Source organism: Streptococcus mitis (assembly GCF_946190285.1).
GTDB classification, from domain to species: Bacteria; Bacillota; Bacilli; order Lactobacillales; family Streptococcaceae; genus Streptococcus; species Streptococcus mitis_CP.
Map to the genome: position 1 here is coordinate 588,885 of NZ_CAMHZX010000001.1, position 16,777 is coordinate 605,661.

Below are 16,777 nucleotides of genomic sequence, written 5' to 3' on the forward strand. Positions count from 1 at the left end.
TTCTTTATCCTCATCATTTGTATTGGTAGCTACCATTTCATTTTAAGTTAGATTAAAATGAAGTACAAGATAAAAAAAACGTAATTGTATGGGTACAGAATAGTTAAAAAACTATCTGACCTTAACTTAAGGCCAGATAGCTCATCAAATTTTATTTTTCAGCTGTAAGTGCAGCCATTGTGATGTAGTTGTATGGTTTGTTGAAGTGTGGCAAGAAGAATAGGTCTGTTAATGCCAATTTATCAATTGTCACATGTTCTTGGATAGCAAGTGAGAACATGTGGATTCCCATGCTGATTGCAGAATCGCGTGAAACCATTTGTGCACCAAGAATTTCACGGCTATCTTTGTCAAAGACAATCTTGATGGCTACTTCATGGTTATCATGTTTCATGAATTCTGGTTTTTGAAGATCGTTAAAGCCTGTTTCAGTTGCATTGTAACCAGCAGCTTTAGCTTTTTCAAGAGTCAAACCAGTTGAAACCATGTGAAGACCGTAGATAGAGATACCGTTTGAACCTTGAACACCGATTCCTTCTAATTCATGTCCACAAGCATTGTAAGCACCAACAATACCAGTACGAACTGCGTTTGAAGCAAGTGCGATGTAGCTTGTGTCTTTACGAGCGTTGTCATAAACAGTCGCACAGTCACCTACTGCGTAAACGCCTGGGATAGATGTTTCTTGTTTCTTATCTACAAGGAAGGCACCGTTACGGAAGAGTTCAATCTTACCATCAGCAAGTGCTGTGTTTGGACGGAAACCAACTGCAAGGATAACCATATCCACATCGAAAGTTTCTTTATCAGTAATCAAGCGTTCAACTTTACCGTCACCTTCAATTGCTTTAACAGTTTGACCAAGCGCCAAGCGGATGTTGTGGTCTTCCAAGTTCTTCGCCATCATTTGTGTGAAGTCTTTGTCATAGTAACCGTTCAAGACAGTATCAACGATATCAACAAGGACAACTTCTTTTCCAAGACGTTCAAAGGCTTCAGCAAGTTCAACACCGATATAACCACCACCAACAACGGCGATACGGTCAAGGTGTTGACTCTTATCAGACAATTTGTGAATCACTTCTTCAGCGTTTTGGTACAATTTAACGAATTGTACATTTTCAAGAGTTGCTTTAAATTCACGGTTTCCTTTAACAATTTCAACACCTTCGATTGGTGGCAAGATTGGTGTAGAACCTGTAGCGAAAATCAATTTCTCGTATGATTCTTTGTGCTCTTTCCCTTCAACTTCTGCTGTAACTACTTTGTTATCATAGTCGATTGAAAGAACTGGTGAATTCATGTATACCTTAGCACCTTTAGCTTCCAATTTTTCTTTATCAGAATAAAACAAGCCTTCAGCACCGTCAATTTGTTCACCAATCCAAAGAGCCATTCCACATCCTAGGAAAGAGATGTTAGAGTTCTGGTCAAATACAACGATTTCGTTCTCATTTCCAAAATTATCCAACATAGTATTAATACATGCTGTACCAGCGTGGTTAGCACCAACTACAACGATTTTACTCATAGAAAAATTCCTACCTTCAATTTTAAATTTACCCTTCTAGTATAACATTTACTGTTAGCGTTTACAAGAGTTTAGCTAATTTTCCCGATTTTTTTGTAAAAAAATGTAAATAATCTGTATTTTATCAGTCTTTCTTACAATTACTCTTTATTTTCTGAGCATATTTCTTGACAAGTTTACAAATTTTATTTGTGAAAACGCTGACTTTATGGTATGCTAGTATCATGGAAAGAAAATGTAAGGGGTTAAATTTAATATAAATTTACTATATTTCAGCCTTCTTTTCATAAGAGAAAGGAGTTGGTAGCTTGCCTCTTAGTTCACATTCTGAACGGCTAATGGGGACTACTATCACTATTTCATTAGTGGATGAGCAAGCCGATATCTTGCTCCAAAAATCCTTTGATTTGCTCAAAGAGTTAGAATATCGTTTCAATGCAAATAGCCGAGAATCGGAGTTGATGGAAATCAATTATCAAGCTGGAATAGCTCCAGTCAAAGTTCATCCTGATTTGTTTGAACTGATTTCACTTGGGTTAGAGCATAGCCTAGCGCCCTCTAGCCATCTCAATATCAGCATTGGTCCCTTAATTCAAACCTGGCGTATCGGTTTTTCAGACGCCAAAGTTGCCCAACCTCAAGAAATTGAATCGGTGCTACCTTTAATCAATCCTCATTATATCGAGTTAGATTCTTCCACTTCCACTGTGTTTTTAAAACAAAAAGGAATGAAGATCGATCTTGGTTGTTTAGCCAAGGGTTATAGTGCGGATAAAGTTGCCCAATTTCTTAGAGAAGAGGGAGTGACATCTGCCTTGATCAATCTGGGAGGGAATATCCTGACTATTGGAAAAAATCAGGCAAGAGGAAATCAGCCTTGGCAAATCGGGATTCAAGACCCAGCCAATCCGAGGGGAAATCACTTAATGACCATTCCCGTTGTCAATAAATCTGTCGTCACTTCAGGCATTTATGAACGTCACCTGACTGTCGATGAAAAAGATTACCATCATATTTTTGACAGTCAAACAGGATATCCTGTTGAAACGGAACTAGCAAGTCTAACTATCATCTCTGATAAATCTGTTGATGGAGAAATCTGGACAACTCGACTCTTTGGAGAAAGACCTGCTTCTATCCTCTGGCAAGTCGAAAGTTTGGAGGGCATCGAAGCTATCCTCATCGATAAGGAAGGTCACCTAAGCTGTTCTTCAGGAATTCCTACTCTATAGAAATAGATGTTTCAATGGAGTTTTAAAATCGTATTATGTAAAAAGAGAAAGGAAATCTCATGTTAAAACTTATTGCTATTGTTGGAACAAATTCAAAACGTTCTACAAACCGCCAATTGCTTCAATACATGCAAAAACACTTTGCTGAAAAAGCTGAAATTGAACTTGTTGAAATTAAAGACATTCCTGTCTTCAATAAACCAGCTGACAAGCAAGTACCTGCTGAAATTTTAGAAATTGCTGCTAAAATTGAAGAGGCAGATGGCGTTATTATCGGTACTCCTGAGTATGACCACTCTATCCCAGCTGTTTTGATGAGCGCTCTTGCTTGGTTGTCTTATGGTATCTATCCACTTTTGAACAAACCAATCATGATTACTGGTGCTTCTTACGGTACGCTTGGTTCATCACGTGCCCAATTACAACTTCGCCAAATCTTGAATGCTCCAGAAATTAAAGCAAGTGTCCTTCCAGATGAATTCTTGCTTTCACATTCTCTTCAAGCCTTCAACCCAAGTGGAGACCTAGTGGATCTTGATGTTATTAAAAAATTGGATGCCACTTTTGACGACTTCCGTATCTTTGTAAAAATTACTGAAAAATTGCGCAACGCACAAGCCCTACTTCGCAAAGATGCTGAAGACTTTGACTGGGAAAATTTGTAAGATAGGAGACCAAAAAGAATGAAATTTGTTGGACTTGTAGGATCAAACTACGATCAATCATATAACCGTAAACTCTTGGAATTCATCCGTCGTCACTTCAAACTCAAATTTGAATTAGAAGTTCTCGAAATTGACGAAGTTCCAATGTTTAATCAAGACGAAAAATGGGATGAAAGTTTCCAATTACGTCTCTTGTATAACCGAATTACTCGTGCTGATGGTGTCATCATTGCTACTCCTGAGCACAACCACACAATCTCAGCTTCTCTTAAATCTGTTCTTGAATGGCTTTCATACGAAGTTCATCCATTTGAAAACAAACCAGTCATGATTGTGGGAGCTTCTTACTACGACCAAGGTACTTCTCGTGCCCAAGTTCACCTTCGCAAGATTCTTGACGCTCCAGGTGTCAATGCCTACACACTTCCAGGAAATGAATTCCTTCTTGGTAAAGCTAAAGAAGCTTTTGATGTTAATGGAAATATCACAAATGAAGGAACTGTTAATTTCCTTGAAACATGCTTGGACAACTTTGTAAAATATGTGGGAGTCGTTTCAAAATTGAAAAAACCAAAACCAATTGAGCCAGAAGATTTATATTGTACAAATTCAATTGCAACTACCATCCAAGGTGTTGATCCAGATGATCCTGAATGGGTAGAAAAAGCTGCTGAACTTGTTGGAGCTGTTTCTGGAGATACTTACGTTAAATTAGACCACGGTATCTTGACAGTTAACCAACTTGACATGTTCTTGAAAGCAATGCCATTTGAATTAACATTTGCAGATGATAATAATCAATTTTTGTACTTTAATAACGCACACCAAGACCCAGATACAATGTTTGGTAAACGTGTCCGTGCTCAATCAGGAAATAGATTAGGAACAGTACACGGTACATTGCCAGATTCTAGAATGAAAAACGTTGAATGGGTTGTCGGCGTATTGCGTAACGGGGATCAAGAATATGTCCGTACAATTGTACCAGGAACACCAGAAGGCGTTATTAATACCCATAATTACCAAGCAATGTACTATCCAGATGGTTCATATGCTGGAATTAATGAAATTATCTTTAATTTCCAACCATGGCTTGATTGGTACCTCAATACAACTGGTCAACGTCTAGTTGGTGGAAATGCTACAGCTCCTGCTGGAGGACATGGCAGTGCAGATGCCACATCTGGAGCTTCTGATGCAGGTGATGCTGGGGGTCACGGTGGTGGCGCAGACGCTACATCTGGCGCAAGTAACTAATAATAGCTTTAGGAACCGTTATGGTTCCTTTTTAAGTGACAAAAGACTAGCAGTTTGCGTCTGCTAGTCTTTTGATTATTATTTCACCTTTCTTTGTTAAAAGAAAGAATACTTATTATGAATTTGGATCATCGAGACTACGGCCATGTAAACCTTTTTCACGTTGTACCTGACGTAGTTTTTCTGGTGTAACATCGTTTCCTTCTTCATCCACAATTTTAATTCCTTCAATGTGATGGCGAACAGAACGACGATATCCTTCAATATACTCTTCACGTAGTTTGGCTTGTTCTACTTTTTCTTCTGGGGTTAAGCCTTCTGTTTTTTTCTTTTTGGCAAGCTCGTTAATACGATCAATTTTTTTAGGATCCATATTTCTCTCCTTTATGATAAGATTTAATCCGTTTAACAGATTTTTATTTGGTATTGATTTGGTTAAAACGTGCAAGTTTAGCTGCTTTTTGAGTTAAATGAGACAAGATTGCCAAACGATTTTGACGGACAGCCTGATCTTCGGCCATAACCATAGTATTTTCAAAGAAGGCATCAATAACTGGACTAAGCGCAAAGAGCTGTTTCAATTGCTGACTGGCAGCCCCTGACAAAACGAGTGATTCTACTGCTTCTGCCAAGATTTTCTCTTCTTCATTCTCAAAGAGAGCTGGATCAACTGTAGCAACTCCTTCTGCCTTCTCAGCCAAGTTAAAGGCACGAGAAAGTGATTCAACAGATGGTTTGAAGTCTTCTTCCTTGCTTGCTTCTACGAGAGCACTTGCCACTTCCAACATATCCGCCACAACAAAGTTTGATCCTGCAAGAACGGCTTCCTTGATATCTTTAGGAGTAGAACCCATCATCTTATCAACACGAGCCTTGATAAAGTCCATAACCTCTGCCTTATTTTCATAAGTCAAGCTGTCAAATTTCAATGCATAAAGGCTATCTATCAGCTCGTCCATAGCAATGTGCCAACCAAAGGCATCCAAGATACGAACCACACCTTGCGTCGCACGACGAAGGGCATAAGGGTCATTAGAACCTGATGGAATCAATCCTACTGAGAAGAAACTCAAAATCGTATCCAATTTGTCTGCAATGGCTAGAATGGCTCCAACCTTGCTCTCTGGAAGTTCTCCTTCGGCTGATGTAGGCATGTAGTGTTCACGAATAGCAGCTGCTACCGCTGGAGTTTCCCCAGCAAGAAGGGCATATTTTTCACCCATAATTCCTTGGAGCTCGTCAAATTCGCCAACCATACCTGTCAACAAGTCAAACTTGTAAATGGCTGCTGCACGGGCTAGGTCAACTGTTTCATCCACTGACAAACCAGCTTTTTCTGCCAAAAGTACAGCGATTTGACCCGTACGAATCATGTGTTCACGAAGGGAACCAATTTTCTCATGGAAAGTCACATTGTTTAATTTTTCAACAAGATCTGAAATGACCAATTTTTGATCTTCACGCCAGAAGAATTCACCGTCTTCTAAGCGAGCTACTAAGACTTTTTCATTTCCTTTAATGACATTTTCCAAATACTCTGCGTTTCCGTTACGAACAGAAATGAAGTTTGGCAAGAGTTTACCGTCTTGATCACGAACAACAAAGTAACGTTGGTGTTCTTTCATTGAAGTCACCAAAACTTCTTCTGGAACTTCAAGGTATTTGGCATCAAAACTTCCCATAAAGGCAGTTGGGTATTCAACCAAGTTCAAGACTTCATTAAGCAAATCAGCATCAATTTCGATACGTACACCATACTCAGTTTCGATTGCTTTGATTTGGTCAACAATCATTTGCTCACGTTCACGTGGATCTGCAATTACAAACTGCTTACGAAGGTCTTCTTCGTAGCTCAATGCTGACTGAATCTTAGTTTCTTGTCCCAAGAAACGATGACCACGGCTCACACGATCACCCTTAATATCAAGAAAATCCAAGTCAAACTCTTCTTCATCTAAAAGAACAGTCAAAGTGTGAACAGGACGAATGTATTCAAAGCTATTTCCAGCCCAGTGCATGCTGACAGGGAAAGTCAAGGACTTCAAGACATCTACAACACCAGGAACAATGGCTTCAACTGGTTGACCCACTTCTTCCTTAGTGACATAGACATATTCTTCACCCTTAATTTCACGAAATTCGATATCTTCAACAGTCAAGCCTTTTCCTCGGACAAATCCTTGAGCTGCTTTAGTGAAGTTTCCATCACTATCCAAGGCAATTTTCTTTGCTGGCCCCTTGAAATCTTCTGTCAAATCAGACTGTTTATCTGCAAGACCAGTCACACGAACAGCCAAACGACGGGGAGTTGAGAAGGTTTGAATAGCTTCAAAAGACAAGCGATTTTCCTTTAGGAAGGCTGCCATTTTTTCGCCTAGTTGTTTTTCACTTGGTGTGACAACATAGGCTGGTAATTCTTCAAGACCGAGTTCTACTAATAAGTTTTTTGTCATGTTTTTTCTCCGAAAAGTATCTTTTTATTTTCCAGTTTGCCTTATGTGATTGGCACGCAAGCAACCAACTTCGTTGTTTCATTGCTAAAATTGGAGTCAAAAGTCTCCAATTTTGCCTAGTATCCTTAGTTTCACTAAGGATACCTTCATCACTGCGGCAACTGGCCCAGGGCTCACTCTGTTCACCCATTTTCGTAATTTGTCACTCTCTTTATTCTGCGTCTTCTGCTAAGAGTTTAGCTCGTGTTGCTTCATCCAAAAGTGGGTAGCCTAGGCGTTTGCGTTCTGCGACAAAGGTTTTAGCTACGACGCGGGCCAAGTTACGGATACGAGCGATATAGCCTGCGCGCTCTGTTACAGATACTGCACCACGCGCATCAAGTAGGTTAAAGGTATGTGAACATTTGAGAACATAGTCATAGGCAGGGTGCACCAATCCTTCTTCCAAAGCACGACCAGCTTCTTTTTCAAACTTATCAAAGTTTTCCAGCAACATTTCTTGGTCAGAAATTTCAAACGAATATTTTGAGTGCTCATACTCAGGCTGGATAAAGATTTCTCCGTATTTTACACCATCAGCCCATTCGATATCATAGACAGAATCCACTTCCTGAATATAAGAAGCCAAGCGCTCCAAACCATAGGTAACTTCCGCAGTCACAGGGCCAGTTGCCAATCCACCGACTTGTTGGAAATAAGTGAACTGAGTGATTTCCATCCCATCAAGCCAAACTTCCCAACCAAGACCAGCTGAACCAGTTGATGGGTTTTCCCAGTTGTCCTCAACGAAACGAATATCGTGTTCCAAAGGATTGATTCCCAATTTTTCCAAAGACTCAAGGTAAAGTTCCTGGATATTTGATGGAGAAGGCTTCATAACCACTTGGAATTGGTGGTGTTGGTAGAGACGGTTAGGATTTTCTCCGTAACGACCGTCAGCAGGACGACGTGATGGCTCTACATAAGCTGCATTCCATGGCTCAGGTCCGATAGCACGAAGGAAAGTGTAAGGGCTCATTGTCCCCGCACCTTTTTCATTATCATAAGCCTGCATAAGCATACAACCTTGGTCATTCCAAAATTGTTGCAAAGTCAAAATAATTTCTTGAAATGTTAATTTCTTAGACATTGTTTACTCCTTTTTATATAAATTACTTGCGACACGAGTCTGCCTCGTCGATCATACGAGGCAAGATGAGTTAGTACTGCGTCTAGCTTAAACAGACCTAAAGCAGTAGGACTAGATAGAAAATCAAAGACTGATTTTCTTGAAAGAAGACTCAGGTTCAAAATCAAAAAGAACCGAATTTCAACACCCAAGCCTTGCGACTAGGGGCGTCAGAAACGCGGTTCCACCCTAATTTATTACTTCATTGTTTTTGAAAATACTACAGAAAGCGCCAGTTCTTTATTTTGCCCTACTTGGCTCCCACTATCCCAAGCTCGCTTGAAGAACGCCATAAGACTTTCTTTCCTGCTGACTATTATATCAAAAATTGGAACAATGTACAATTCTTTTTATGATTTTCTAGAAATCCATATCATCAACTCGTGGAGCACCAGACTGAACAGCAATTGTTTTTAAAGTTTCTCTCTCCTCATGACTCAATTCAATTCCAAAGCAATCAAGATTAGCCTGAATACGAGACGCTGTGACAGATTTTGGAAGCGGTAAAAATCCTTCTGCTAAGCTCCAGGCCAAGGCTATCTGAGCAACAGACTTTCCGTGATTTTCAGCTATTTCTTGCACTTCTTTGCTATCAAACAGTTCTCCCTGACCAAAAGGTCCCCAAGCTTCCAATAAAATTCCTTTTTCCCGACAGTAATCTACGACTTCCTCTTGATACACACCTGGCGACAAGCGTACCTGATTGACAGCTGGGACGATTCTTGATGTTTCAAGCAAAGCATCCAAATGATGGGGAAGAAAATTACTAACCCCGATAGCGCGAATTTTGCCTTCTTGATAAAGGTCCTCCATCGCTCTCCAGACTTCTGAATTTCGGACTTTCCATTGGTCATTTTCCCTAAGAGGTTTTGGATTTGGCCAATGAATCAAATACAAATCCAAATATTCCAAACCCAGCTTCTCTAAAGACTCTTCAAAAGCCTGACAAGCTTGCTCATAGGTGTGATTTGTATTCCAGAGTTTACTGGTAACAAAAATTTCCTCACGCGGAACGCCACTATCTTGAATAGCACGACCAACGCTTTCTTCATTTTTATAGATAGCTGCCGTATCGATATGGCGATATCCTGCCTTTAAAGCCTCTAGGACAGCTTGGTAGGCAATCTCCCCATTTTCAGCTTTCCAGGTTCCAAAACCCAGAACTGGTATTGTAACGCCATTATTTAAAGTATAAGATTTCATTATTTTTCCTTTCTATGTGAAGAAAATCCAAAGAAACAAATTCTCATAGAAAACTTATCTCTATAGATTTTTTGAATTATTGATCACGGCCGTAGTAAAGCTGGTGGGCTTTGAGGCGAGAGTCTAACAAATCTGGTACGGTTACAAAGTCATAACCTTGCCCTTTCAAATAGTCAATAACCTTCGGCAGAGCATTTACTGTCTCAGCATGGATATCATGCATAAGAATAATAGAACCATTCTTGACTTCACGCTGAATTTCTGTCAAAATAGCTGCTTCATTTTTACTCTTCCAGTCCAGACTATCCACATCCCACATAATAAAACTCAAATCGAGGCTATTACGAATGTCGTCTGTAATGGCTCCATAAGGCGGACGCATAAGTTTAGAACTAGAGCCCAGGACTTTAGTTAGCGCATCCTCAGTATCAGTTATTTGTTTTTTAGCGTCATCAAGCGAAAGTTTTGACAGCACTGGATGGCTCCAACTATGGTTTCCAATCACATGGCCATCTGCTTTCATACGTTTTAAAATCTCTTCATTACCAGAAACATTCTTACCTAAAACAAAGAAAGTCGCCTTGATACCATACTTAGAAAGAGTATCTAATGCTTGATTTGTCGTTGCAGGATTTGGTCCATCATCAAAAGTCAAGGCTACTACTTTACGATTTTTCTTTTCATAATAAGCCTTATATAGTTCTGCATCCTTATCTAATAAGTAAGAGGACTGAATAACTTCAAAGAAACTAGATACTGGCAAGGCAATCTCATCTAGATTTTCAACTGCCTGACTTGGATAAAGGATAATCTGACTATCCTTATAATCAAAATTCCATGCAGATAAGTCTTGGGCAGAGAATCCTTTAACAACCTGATCAATCTTTTCTTGTTCTAATTTCTTATCCTGTAAGAAAGAAGTCAGTTCTTTTAACAGCTTCTCTTTAGCCTTACTAGCATCTGAAAATAATTGATCAAGTGTAAAAGGTTTACCATCTTCTGTCAAATGCACTTTCGCTAGACTAGTTTTTTCAGTCTCTTCAACTTTTGACGAAGTTAAATCATAAACTTGTTTCATCACACTTCGGTTGACAATCCCTTTTAAAGTCGAATCCTGTTTCTCCGTATAATAAAAAACCAGATTTTCCTTGTCTTCTAGATTGTCTTTAATATCCTGTGTCATGATTTCTTTTACAGACGAAATCACTTGCTCGCCTTGAAGAGGATAATAGGCAATTACTTCAGCTTGTCCCTTACGAAAATGATCCTTCCGATTTCCCTCACTCAATTGATCATCTTTCTCTTTTTTGAGCGTTTCAATCTTTTGCTCAAAACTTTGCTTTGTATATATTTTATATCCAATCATCGATCCAAGAACACAAATGCTTACTGAAAAGATAGCTACTAAGGCTATTAAACTCATTCTTCTCTTATCGTGATTCTCACGCTTTGCTCTACTTTTATCCATAGAACCATCATATCAAATTCAAGCTATAATTTCAATGATTTTGGAGGAAATAGTATATTAAAAAAGAGGGGAATCCCCTCTTAGAATCTTATTTTACTGCTTCTTTCAAAGCATCTACTTTATCGAGACGCTCCCATGGAAGGTCAATATCTGTACGTCCCATATGTCCATAAGCCGCTGTTTGACGGTAAATTGGACGTTTGAGATCCAACATTTGTATAATTCCTGCAGGGCGAAGGTCAAAGATTTGACGAGCCGCTTTTTCAAGCTTGCTTTCAGCTACTGTTCCTGTACCGAAAGTATCGATACGAACAGAAACAGGCTGCGCAACACCGATAGCGTAGGCCAACTGTACTTCTGCCTTCTTAGCCAAACCCGCTGCAACGATATTCTTGGCAATATAGCGAGCCGCATATGACGCAGAACGGTCCACCTTAGTCGCATCCTTACCAGAGAAAGCACCACCACCGTGACGAGAGTAGCCACCATAGGTATCCACGATAATCTTACGACCAGTCAGACCTGAGTCCCCTTGAGGTCCACCGATTACAAAGCGACCAGTTGGATTGATGAAGAATTTTGTTTGCTCATCCAAGTAAGAAGATGGAATCACTTCCTTGATAACCTTGTTAATCACATCTTGATGGATTTGTTCATTAGTGGCCTCTGGATCATGCTGAGTAGAAATAACGACTGTATCCACACGTACTGGACGGTCATTTTCATCGTACTCAACTGTAACTTGTGATTTAGCATCGGGACGGAGATAGCTAATTTCCCCAGACTTACGAAGTTCTGCTAAACGACGAACCAACTTGTGGCTTAGTGAAATTGGCAAAGGCATAAGCTCTTCTGTTTCATCCACTGCAAATCCAAACATGAGACCTTGGTCTCCAGCACCAATCAAATCCAGTGGATCTTGATCAGCATTTCCACGAACCTCCAAGGCTTCGTTAACCCCTTGAGCGATATCTGGTGACTGCTCAACAAGTGACGGATGAACTCCCACCGTCTCAGCAGAAAAACCATACTCTGTATTGGTGTAACCAATCTCTGCAATGGTGTCACGAACCACACGATTAATATCCACATAGGCATTTGTAGAAATTTCACCAAAAACGTGGACTGAACCAGTATAGACAGCTGTCTCAGCAGCAACGTGCGCCTCTGGATCCTTGGCTAAAATAGCATCCAAAATCGCATCTGAAATTTGGTCTGCAATCTTATCTGGATGCCCCTCAGATACAGATTCAGACGTGAATAATTTACGTTCTGACATAAAAATGTCCCCCCTTAAAAATAGTGTTATAGAGTTACAAAGTACTGATAGGAAATTTCTTAGTGCTGAATACCTACCATCTTATCGGGACTATATAACTTTATCATTATACCATTTTTTAACGCAATTTACAGTCTTTAATGTAGTGTTTCTGTTTAGATAGTTCGTTCTCATAAAACAAAAAGGACTTAATCCTGTTATATACAGAATTAAATCAAAATCTGAATTGCTTTTAATATTTTTTATACTCTCTAGAAACACCTCTATAATACATACTCAGACCTAATATAGCAATAAATTTATGAATAATAGTATTTGATTCGAATAAAATGTTAATGACTATCCCAGTCATTATAAAACTAATTGCAATTATTAAACGCTGCTTCATTTGTACCTCAACTTTCTATTTCGTAGAAAAAAAATTCAGTTCCTATCCAAAAGCCTATAATAGCTCCACCATATCCTCTTAAAGAAACAATACCTTCTCAAAGCATGAGAGTTCACCTTCAATTCTTGATAGCATTGCTTCATGCATTACATCATATCGTTTCACCATTGTATGCATCACGAATACTTCCTTACATTTATATTATTTTTTTATCTTGTTACAAACTCGGTAAGTTTTTTCTGCTCATTTTTCATTATCTCGTTATACCAAAAGAAATTAATCCTTGAGCTATATTTTTACTCAATTCTCCATATGTGGCAATTTCTTTATAAAATGTCGCAACCTTTGGGCTCAATGATTTCTGACTATGAATCCCACTAACAGCCTGCTGACGAAGAGCTTCTGCCAACTCCATGACAACTCTCTGTTCATTTTTTGTATTCTCTAATAGAGTTTTATAACGTAATAAAATATCTCGTTCATTTTTATGAATCTCTGTATCTAAAATCAAATTGTAAACCTTATTAAGAATTTCTTCTGTTCTCTTATCCATAAATTATCCTCTATAACCTGAAAGACAATAGCTCCTACCCAATGAAGATATCCAACCATTAACCATGACATCTTTAGTTGACTCAAAATCACACTTAGTTACAATATCTCCATTCTCAATTTGGAAATTAACAGATGAAACATTGTCCAAACATGTAATGACGCGAAAAAGTATCGTCAACAAAACCTTATAAAGTTCCCTTTTGGTTCATTCCTTTTAAACCTATACAAATCAATAGTAGAGTGGCTATGATATCAACAATATCTTGTGACTTTAGTAAAGACAAGACTCCTAGAGAAATAATGTAAAATATACTAATTACTTTTCTCATTATCTACAAAAACTATCTGCCGCTAGCCCACCTGTTGAAATCGCAATGCAATACCAACAGGACCAGTAAATGCAGTTAGACCTATATAAATTGACATACCAACTAATACTCCACAAATAGGATTTAATCCACCAGAGTACTCTTGTAAATCACTGTTTTTTAGAATTGAAAACTGATTCATTGAACTATTCATTGTACATCCTCTCTCTTTTTAGCAAATTCGCATAGCTGAAGCACCACATATAATCGCAGCTCCAGCGTAGAAAAAGCCTATTTCAGTCATCCCTGCCATACCTGAAATACAACCCAAATCATTTTTACCTCCTTCAACACAACAATAGAAAGAGCATCAACTTTAAGCACATTAACTTATTCCATTGTTTTTGTATCCATGATGAATATCTCGTATATAATAGAAATCTTTTGTCAGATTATAACCTTGACAAGTTCAGTATAGCAGAACAAAATCGATTTTTACCACAAACTATATACATGTTGCTAACTCCACTTATCTTCAAATTTAAATAGACACATTATCGGAGTTATCAAAAAGTCTTGAAAAAGTCCAGAATGATTATAATCTGATTACCCAAAATATGATTTAGACATAATTAGTTAATATCATTCTGCATTACTAGTTTAATTTGATACAGTGCAAATCGAAAAATTAATAGCAATAATAAAAAGCCATTTCCAAAAAACAAGAAATACATTGCTAAATCACTCTTTAAATAGTATAGAAACCAAATAAGCATCCAAAGTATGCTCATTTTTATAAAGATATTACTTACTATCCATTCAATCTTTAGCAAGAGATAATTAACTATGTTCATTATAACAATCTCCATATTTCCATCCTCATCATATCTATAGCTCAATCACTTTACTACTATGTCTCAAAATAATTTATTATTATATACTATAAGTAAAACGCTAACTCATTCTTTTTTTGAAATATGTAATTCGATATTATTCGAGGAAATAATGTATCCTACTGTGAATAATACTACAAATATATGAGTATAAAATAATACAGATGACGACTTATAACCATCTATAACGACAAAAATAATTGATAATAGTAACAGAAAAAATGTAGGTGCTAAAATCTTTTTAATAAATTGTTTGTATCGATTAAAGCATAGTTCAAAACTAATGTTTCCTCTCTTCTTATTATGCGTTAATAAGTGAATCAGCAACTCAAAAAACACACTACCTACAGAAAGAACTAAAACTTCGCTTATTGGAACATTTAGAACTATTCCAATCGCACCTATTATAAAAAAAGATATAAAAAGAGCTAAAATTAGCCTAAATTCACCACTTTCCATCAACTAACCCCTTTTCTATAAAAATCTAGCGATAGCCCATATAGCTGTGCAATATTGTGCTCATAAAACACCTCCAGCCTAAGTTCCAGCTCTTGGTGCAACCAAACTACCAATCATTGCTCCTGCTAATGTGCAAACTTCCCCTGCACTAGCTGTTCCTCCCTCAATACTAGCCAACATTTGGGTATCCAAAACATCAAATTGAATCGTTGTCTTTGTTTCCATGGGGAATACCTCCATATTAATTTTTATTATTTTTGTCGGATTATAACCTTGACAAGTTCAGTATAGCAGAACAAAATCGATTTTTACCGCAAAGTCTTCAAATGTACTTTTTTCATCACGAAACGTATTTTTTCATGATTTGTAACCTTTCAAGATTAAAAATAAACCATTTTAAAATTTATTCCACAAATCGCTGCTAGATATTGTAAAGTCGTCACTCTAGCTTTTTTGCCCAGTTTTATTGTTATGACTATTTCCTAACTCATTTACAGGAACTAGCTAAAAAATAATGTATATAAAGTCATAACAAAAGAGTCCCCCTTAAAATATTCTATAGAATATCCTAAGAATGGCGACTCTTTTAAAGTTCTATTTCCAAGATCTGTGTAAAGATATAATTTTTACTTGTGGTTTTCAAACATACATTTGGATAAGATTTTAAAATTCTCCGAACATTGGCCAAGCCTATACCCCGACCTTCTCCTTTTGAAGAATTGTCACGCTTGAATATATCTCTCAATTCTATCTCTCTTTCTAAAGTAGAATTTTTTACAATCATGACTAATTTATTCCATTCTGTATCTTCAAGGAAACAAACTGCTATTCCTCCTTCTGCTGCGGACTCTATAGCATTATCTAACAAGATAGAAGTAATTGTTAAGAAGTCTATTTGTTCCATATTTTTTATAGAGAACTGTTCACCAATCTCCAGGGAAACTGGAACAGACAAGTTTTGGGCCTCCGATAACTTAGATAATAGTAAACTCTTTAGCGCCAAATCATTGATATTTCTTAGATGTGCTACATCAAAACGCTTGCCTTTTAATTTTTCACCAGAATTTTTCAAAACACTATCATAAACTTGAGAAACCAGATTAATATCTTTTTGATCTATACCTATTTTTAAGCTCGATAAAATATTAGCATAATCATGTCTAAAGCTTCTAATTTCTTGATACAGCCCCTCAACTTGTTGACTATAATTACTAAGATTTTGCAATTGAATTTCTTTTTGTAGAACGACTTTCTCCTGTAGTTCTTGAAGTAATCTTCTATCCAAGAGATTAACAAAACAAATAAACAATAAAAAGTAAACTGCTGTCCATAATTCTTTATAATCCAACATTCTATCCCAACTTACTTTATCACTATAGTTTATATAAGATGGTAAGATAAAATAGGCTAGCATTAAAATATCCGCAGTAATTAAAATAAATTTTGTCTTTCTATCCAAGTTCTTTATTTTTAAATGACTAAAATTATATCGAAAGAGACTAATAAGAAAAAACACAATAATTTCAGCTAATAAAGAGAAAATCATTGTTCCTAGATTAGTTTCATATAGTCTATACAATATTGGAATCTTAGAAATTATAAAGTAACCTAAAAAATTTCTGATGACATCCCAAAATCCAAGTGGAAATAATGAGTAAAAAAGTAATAAAGAAACCTTACTTCTTAATTTACCAATAGACAAAGTATATAGGATAAAAAAGGTAGGATAAATCAATAATGACCCAAGAAAGTAAAATCCAGTTGATTTAAATAAAACAATAAATAGTAATGATAAAAGATGGAACAGAATAATGGATATTCCGACTTTTTTCAGATTTAATCTCTCACCTACAACCTTATTATGGATACATAACAATAGAAAAACACCTATAATATTTAGAAAAAATATCATCTAAAT

General features: G+C 37.2%; 15 protein-coding genes. 3 read left to right on the plus strand and 12 right to left on the minus strand.

Features of this window, described 5'->3' with window-relative positions; genetic code table 11:
• Nucleotides 1-151: 151 nt before the first annotated feature.
• Nucleotides 152-1,531, minus strand: a complete 1,380-nt coding sequence (gene nox, locus N8L39_RS02835) for a H2O-forming NADH oxidase (protein WP_000036778.1) — start codon at nt 1,529-1,531, stop codon at nt 152-154.
• A gap of 308 nt (nt 1,532-1,839) precedes the next feature.
• Here nox and N8L39_RS02840 point away from each other — a divergent pair, with 308 nt between their 5' ends.
• The 3 genes from N8L39_RS02840 to N8L39_RS02850 are packed head-to-tail and all read left to right on the plus strand — an operon-like array spanning nt 1,840 to nt 4,685.
• On the plus strand, nt 1,840-2,763 hold the full coding sequence (locus tag N8L39_RS02840; protein WP_261009741.1) for an FAD:protein FMN transferase: 924 nt from the start codon (nt 1,840-1,842) through the stop codon (nt 2,761-2,763).
• Nucleotides 2,764-2,822: 59 nt separating this feature from the next.
• Nucleotides 2,823-3,428 carry an NADPH-dependent FMN reductase gene (locus N8L39_RS02845; protein ID WP_000915951.1) on the plus strand — a complete coding sequence of 202 codons (606 nt, stop codon included), beginning with the start codon at nt 2,823-2,825 and terminating at the stop codon, nt 3,426-3,428.
• 18 nt (nt 3,429-3,446) lie between these two features.
• Nucleotides 3,447-4,685, plus strand: a complete 1,239-nt coding sequence (locus tag N8L39_RS02850; RefSeq protein WP_261009740.1) for an NAD(P)H-dependent oxidoreductase — start codon at nt 3,447-3,449, stop codon at nt 4,683-4,685.
• A 115-nt stretch (nt 4,686-4,800) separates the two neighbouring features.
• Here N8L39_RS02850 and N8L39_RS02855 read toward each other — a convergent pair whose 3' ends face one another.
• From N8L39_RS02855 to N8L39_RS02905, 11 genes are all read right to left on the minus strand, one after another.
• Complete coding sequence (locus tag N8L39_RS02855; protein ID WP_049492208.1) at nt 4,801-5,058, minus strand: DUF896 family protein; 258 nt, start codon at nt 5,056-5,058, stop codon at nt 4,801-4,803.
• 43 nt (nt 5,059-5,101) lie between these two features.
• Nucleotides 5,102-7,138 (minus strand): glycine--tRNA ligase subunit beta, encoded by a 2,037-nt coding sequence (gene glyS / locus N8L39_RS02860; RefSeq protein WP_261009739.1) that lies wholly within the window; start codon nt 7,136-7,138, stop codon nt 5,102-5,104.
• A gap of 211 nt (nt 7,139-7,349) precedes the next feature.
• The gene (gene glyQ, locus N8L39_RS02865) at nt 7,350-8,267 is read right to left on the minus strand and encodes a glycine--tRNA ligase subunit alpha (protein ID WP_000038733.1); all 918 of its coding nucleotides are present in this window, start codon (nt 8,265-8,267) and stop codon (nt 7,350-7,352) included.
• 399 nt (nt 8,268-8,666) lie between these two features.
• Nucleotides 8,667-9,509, minus strand: a complete 843-nt coding sequence (locus tag N8L39_RS02870; RefSeq protein ID WP_261009738.1) for an aldo/keto reductase — start codon at nt 9,507-9,509, stop codon at nt 8,667-8,669.
• A 76-nt stretch (nt 9,510-9,585) separates the two neighbouring features.
• Nucleotides 9,586-10,977, minus strand: coding sequence for a peptidoglycan-N-acetylglucosamine deacetylase PgdA (gene pgdA, locus N8L39_RS02875; protein WP_261009737.1), 1,392 nt, complete (start codon nt 10,975-10,977; stop codon nt 9,586-9,588).
• An 88-nt stretch (nt 10,978-11,065) separates the two neighbouring features.
• The gene (gene metK / locus N8L39_RS02880) at nt 11,066-12,256 is read right to left on the minus strand and encodes a methionine adenosyltransferase (RefSeq protein WP_261009736.1); all 1,191 of its coding nucleotides are present in this window, start codon (nt 12,254-12,256) and stop codon (nt 11,066-11,068) included.
• A gap of 641 nt (nt 12,257-12,897) precedes the next feature.
• Nucleotides 12,898-13,197: a bacteriocin immunity family protein gene (locus tag N8L39_RS02885; protein ID WP_045607191.1), complete on the minus strand. Its 300-nt coding sequence runs from the start codon at nt 13,195-13,197 to the stop codon at nt 12,898-12,900.
• A 353-nt stretch (nt 13,198-13,550) separates the two neighbouring features.
• Nucleotides 13,551-13,721, minus strand: a complete 171-nt coding sequence (locus N8L39_RS02890; protein WP_261009735.1) for a bacteriocin secretion protein — start codon at nt 13,719-13,721, stop codon at nt 13,551-13,553.
• A gap of 745 nt (nt 13,722-14,466) precedes the next feature.
• On the minus strand, nt 14,467-14,859 hold the full coding sequence (locus N8L39_RS02895; RefSeq protein ID WP_227325630.1) for a hypothetical protein: 393 nt from the start codon (nt 14,857-14,859) through the stop codon (nt 14,467-14,469).
• Between the two features lie 78 nt (nt 14,860-14,937).
• Nucleotides 14,938-15,084: a Blp family class II bacteriocin gene (locus N8L39_RS02900; RefSeq protein WP_033687185.1), complete on the minus strand. Its 147-nt coding sequence runs from the start codon at nt 15,082-15,084 to the stop codon at nt 14,938-14,940.
• A 361-nt stretch (nt 15,085-15,445) separates the two neighbouring features.
• Complete coding sequence (locus tag N8L39_RS02905) at nt 15,446-16,771, minus strand: GHKL domain-containing protein (RefSeq protein WP_261009734.1); 1,326 nt, start codon at nt 16,769-16,771, stop codon at nt 15,446-15,448.
• Nucleotides 16,772-16,777 lie beyond the last annotated feature (6 nt).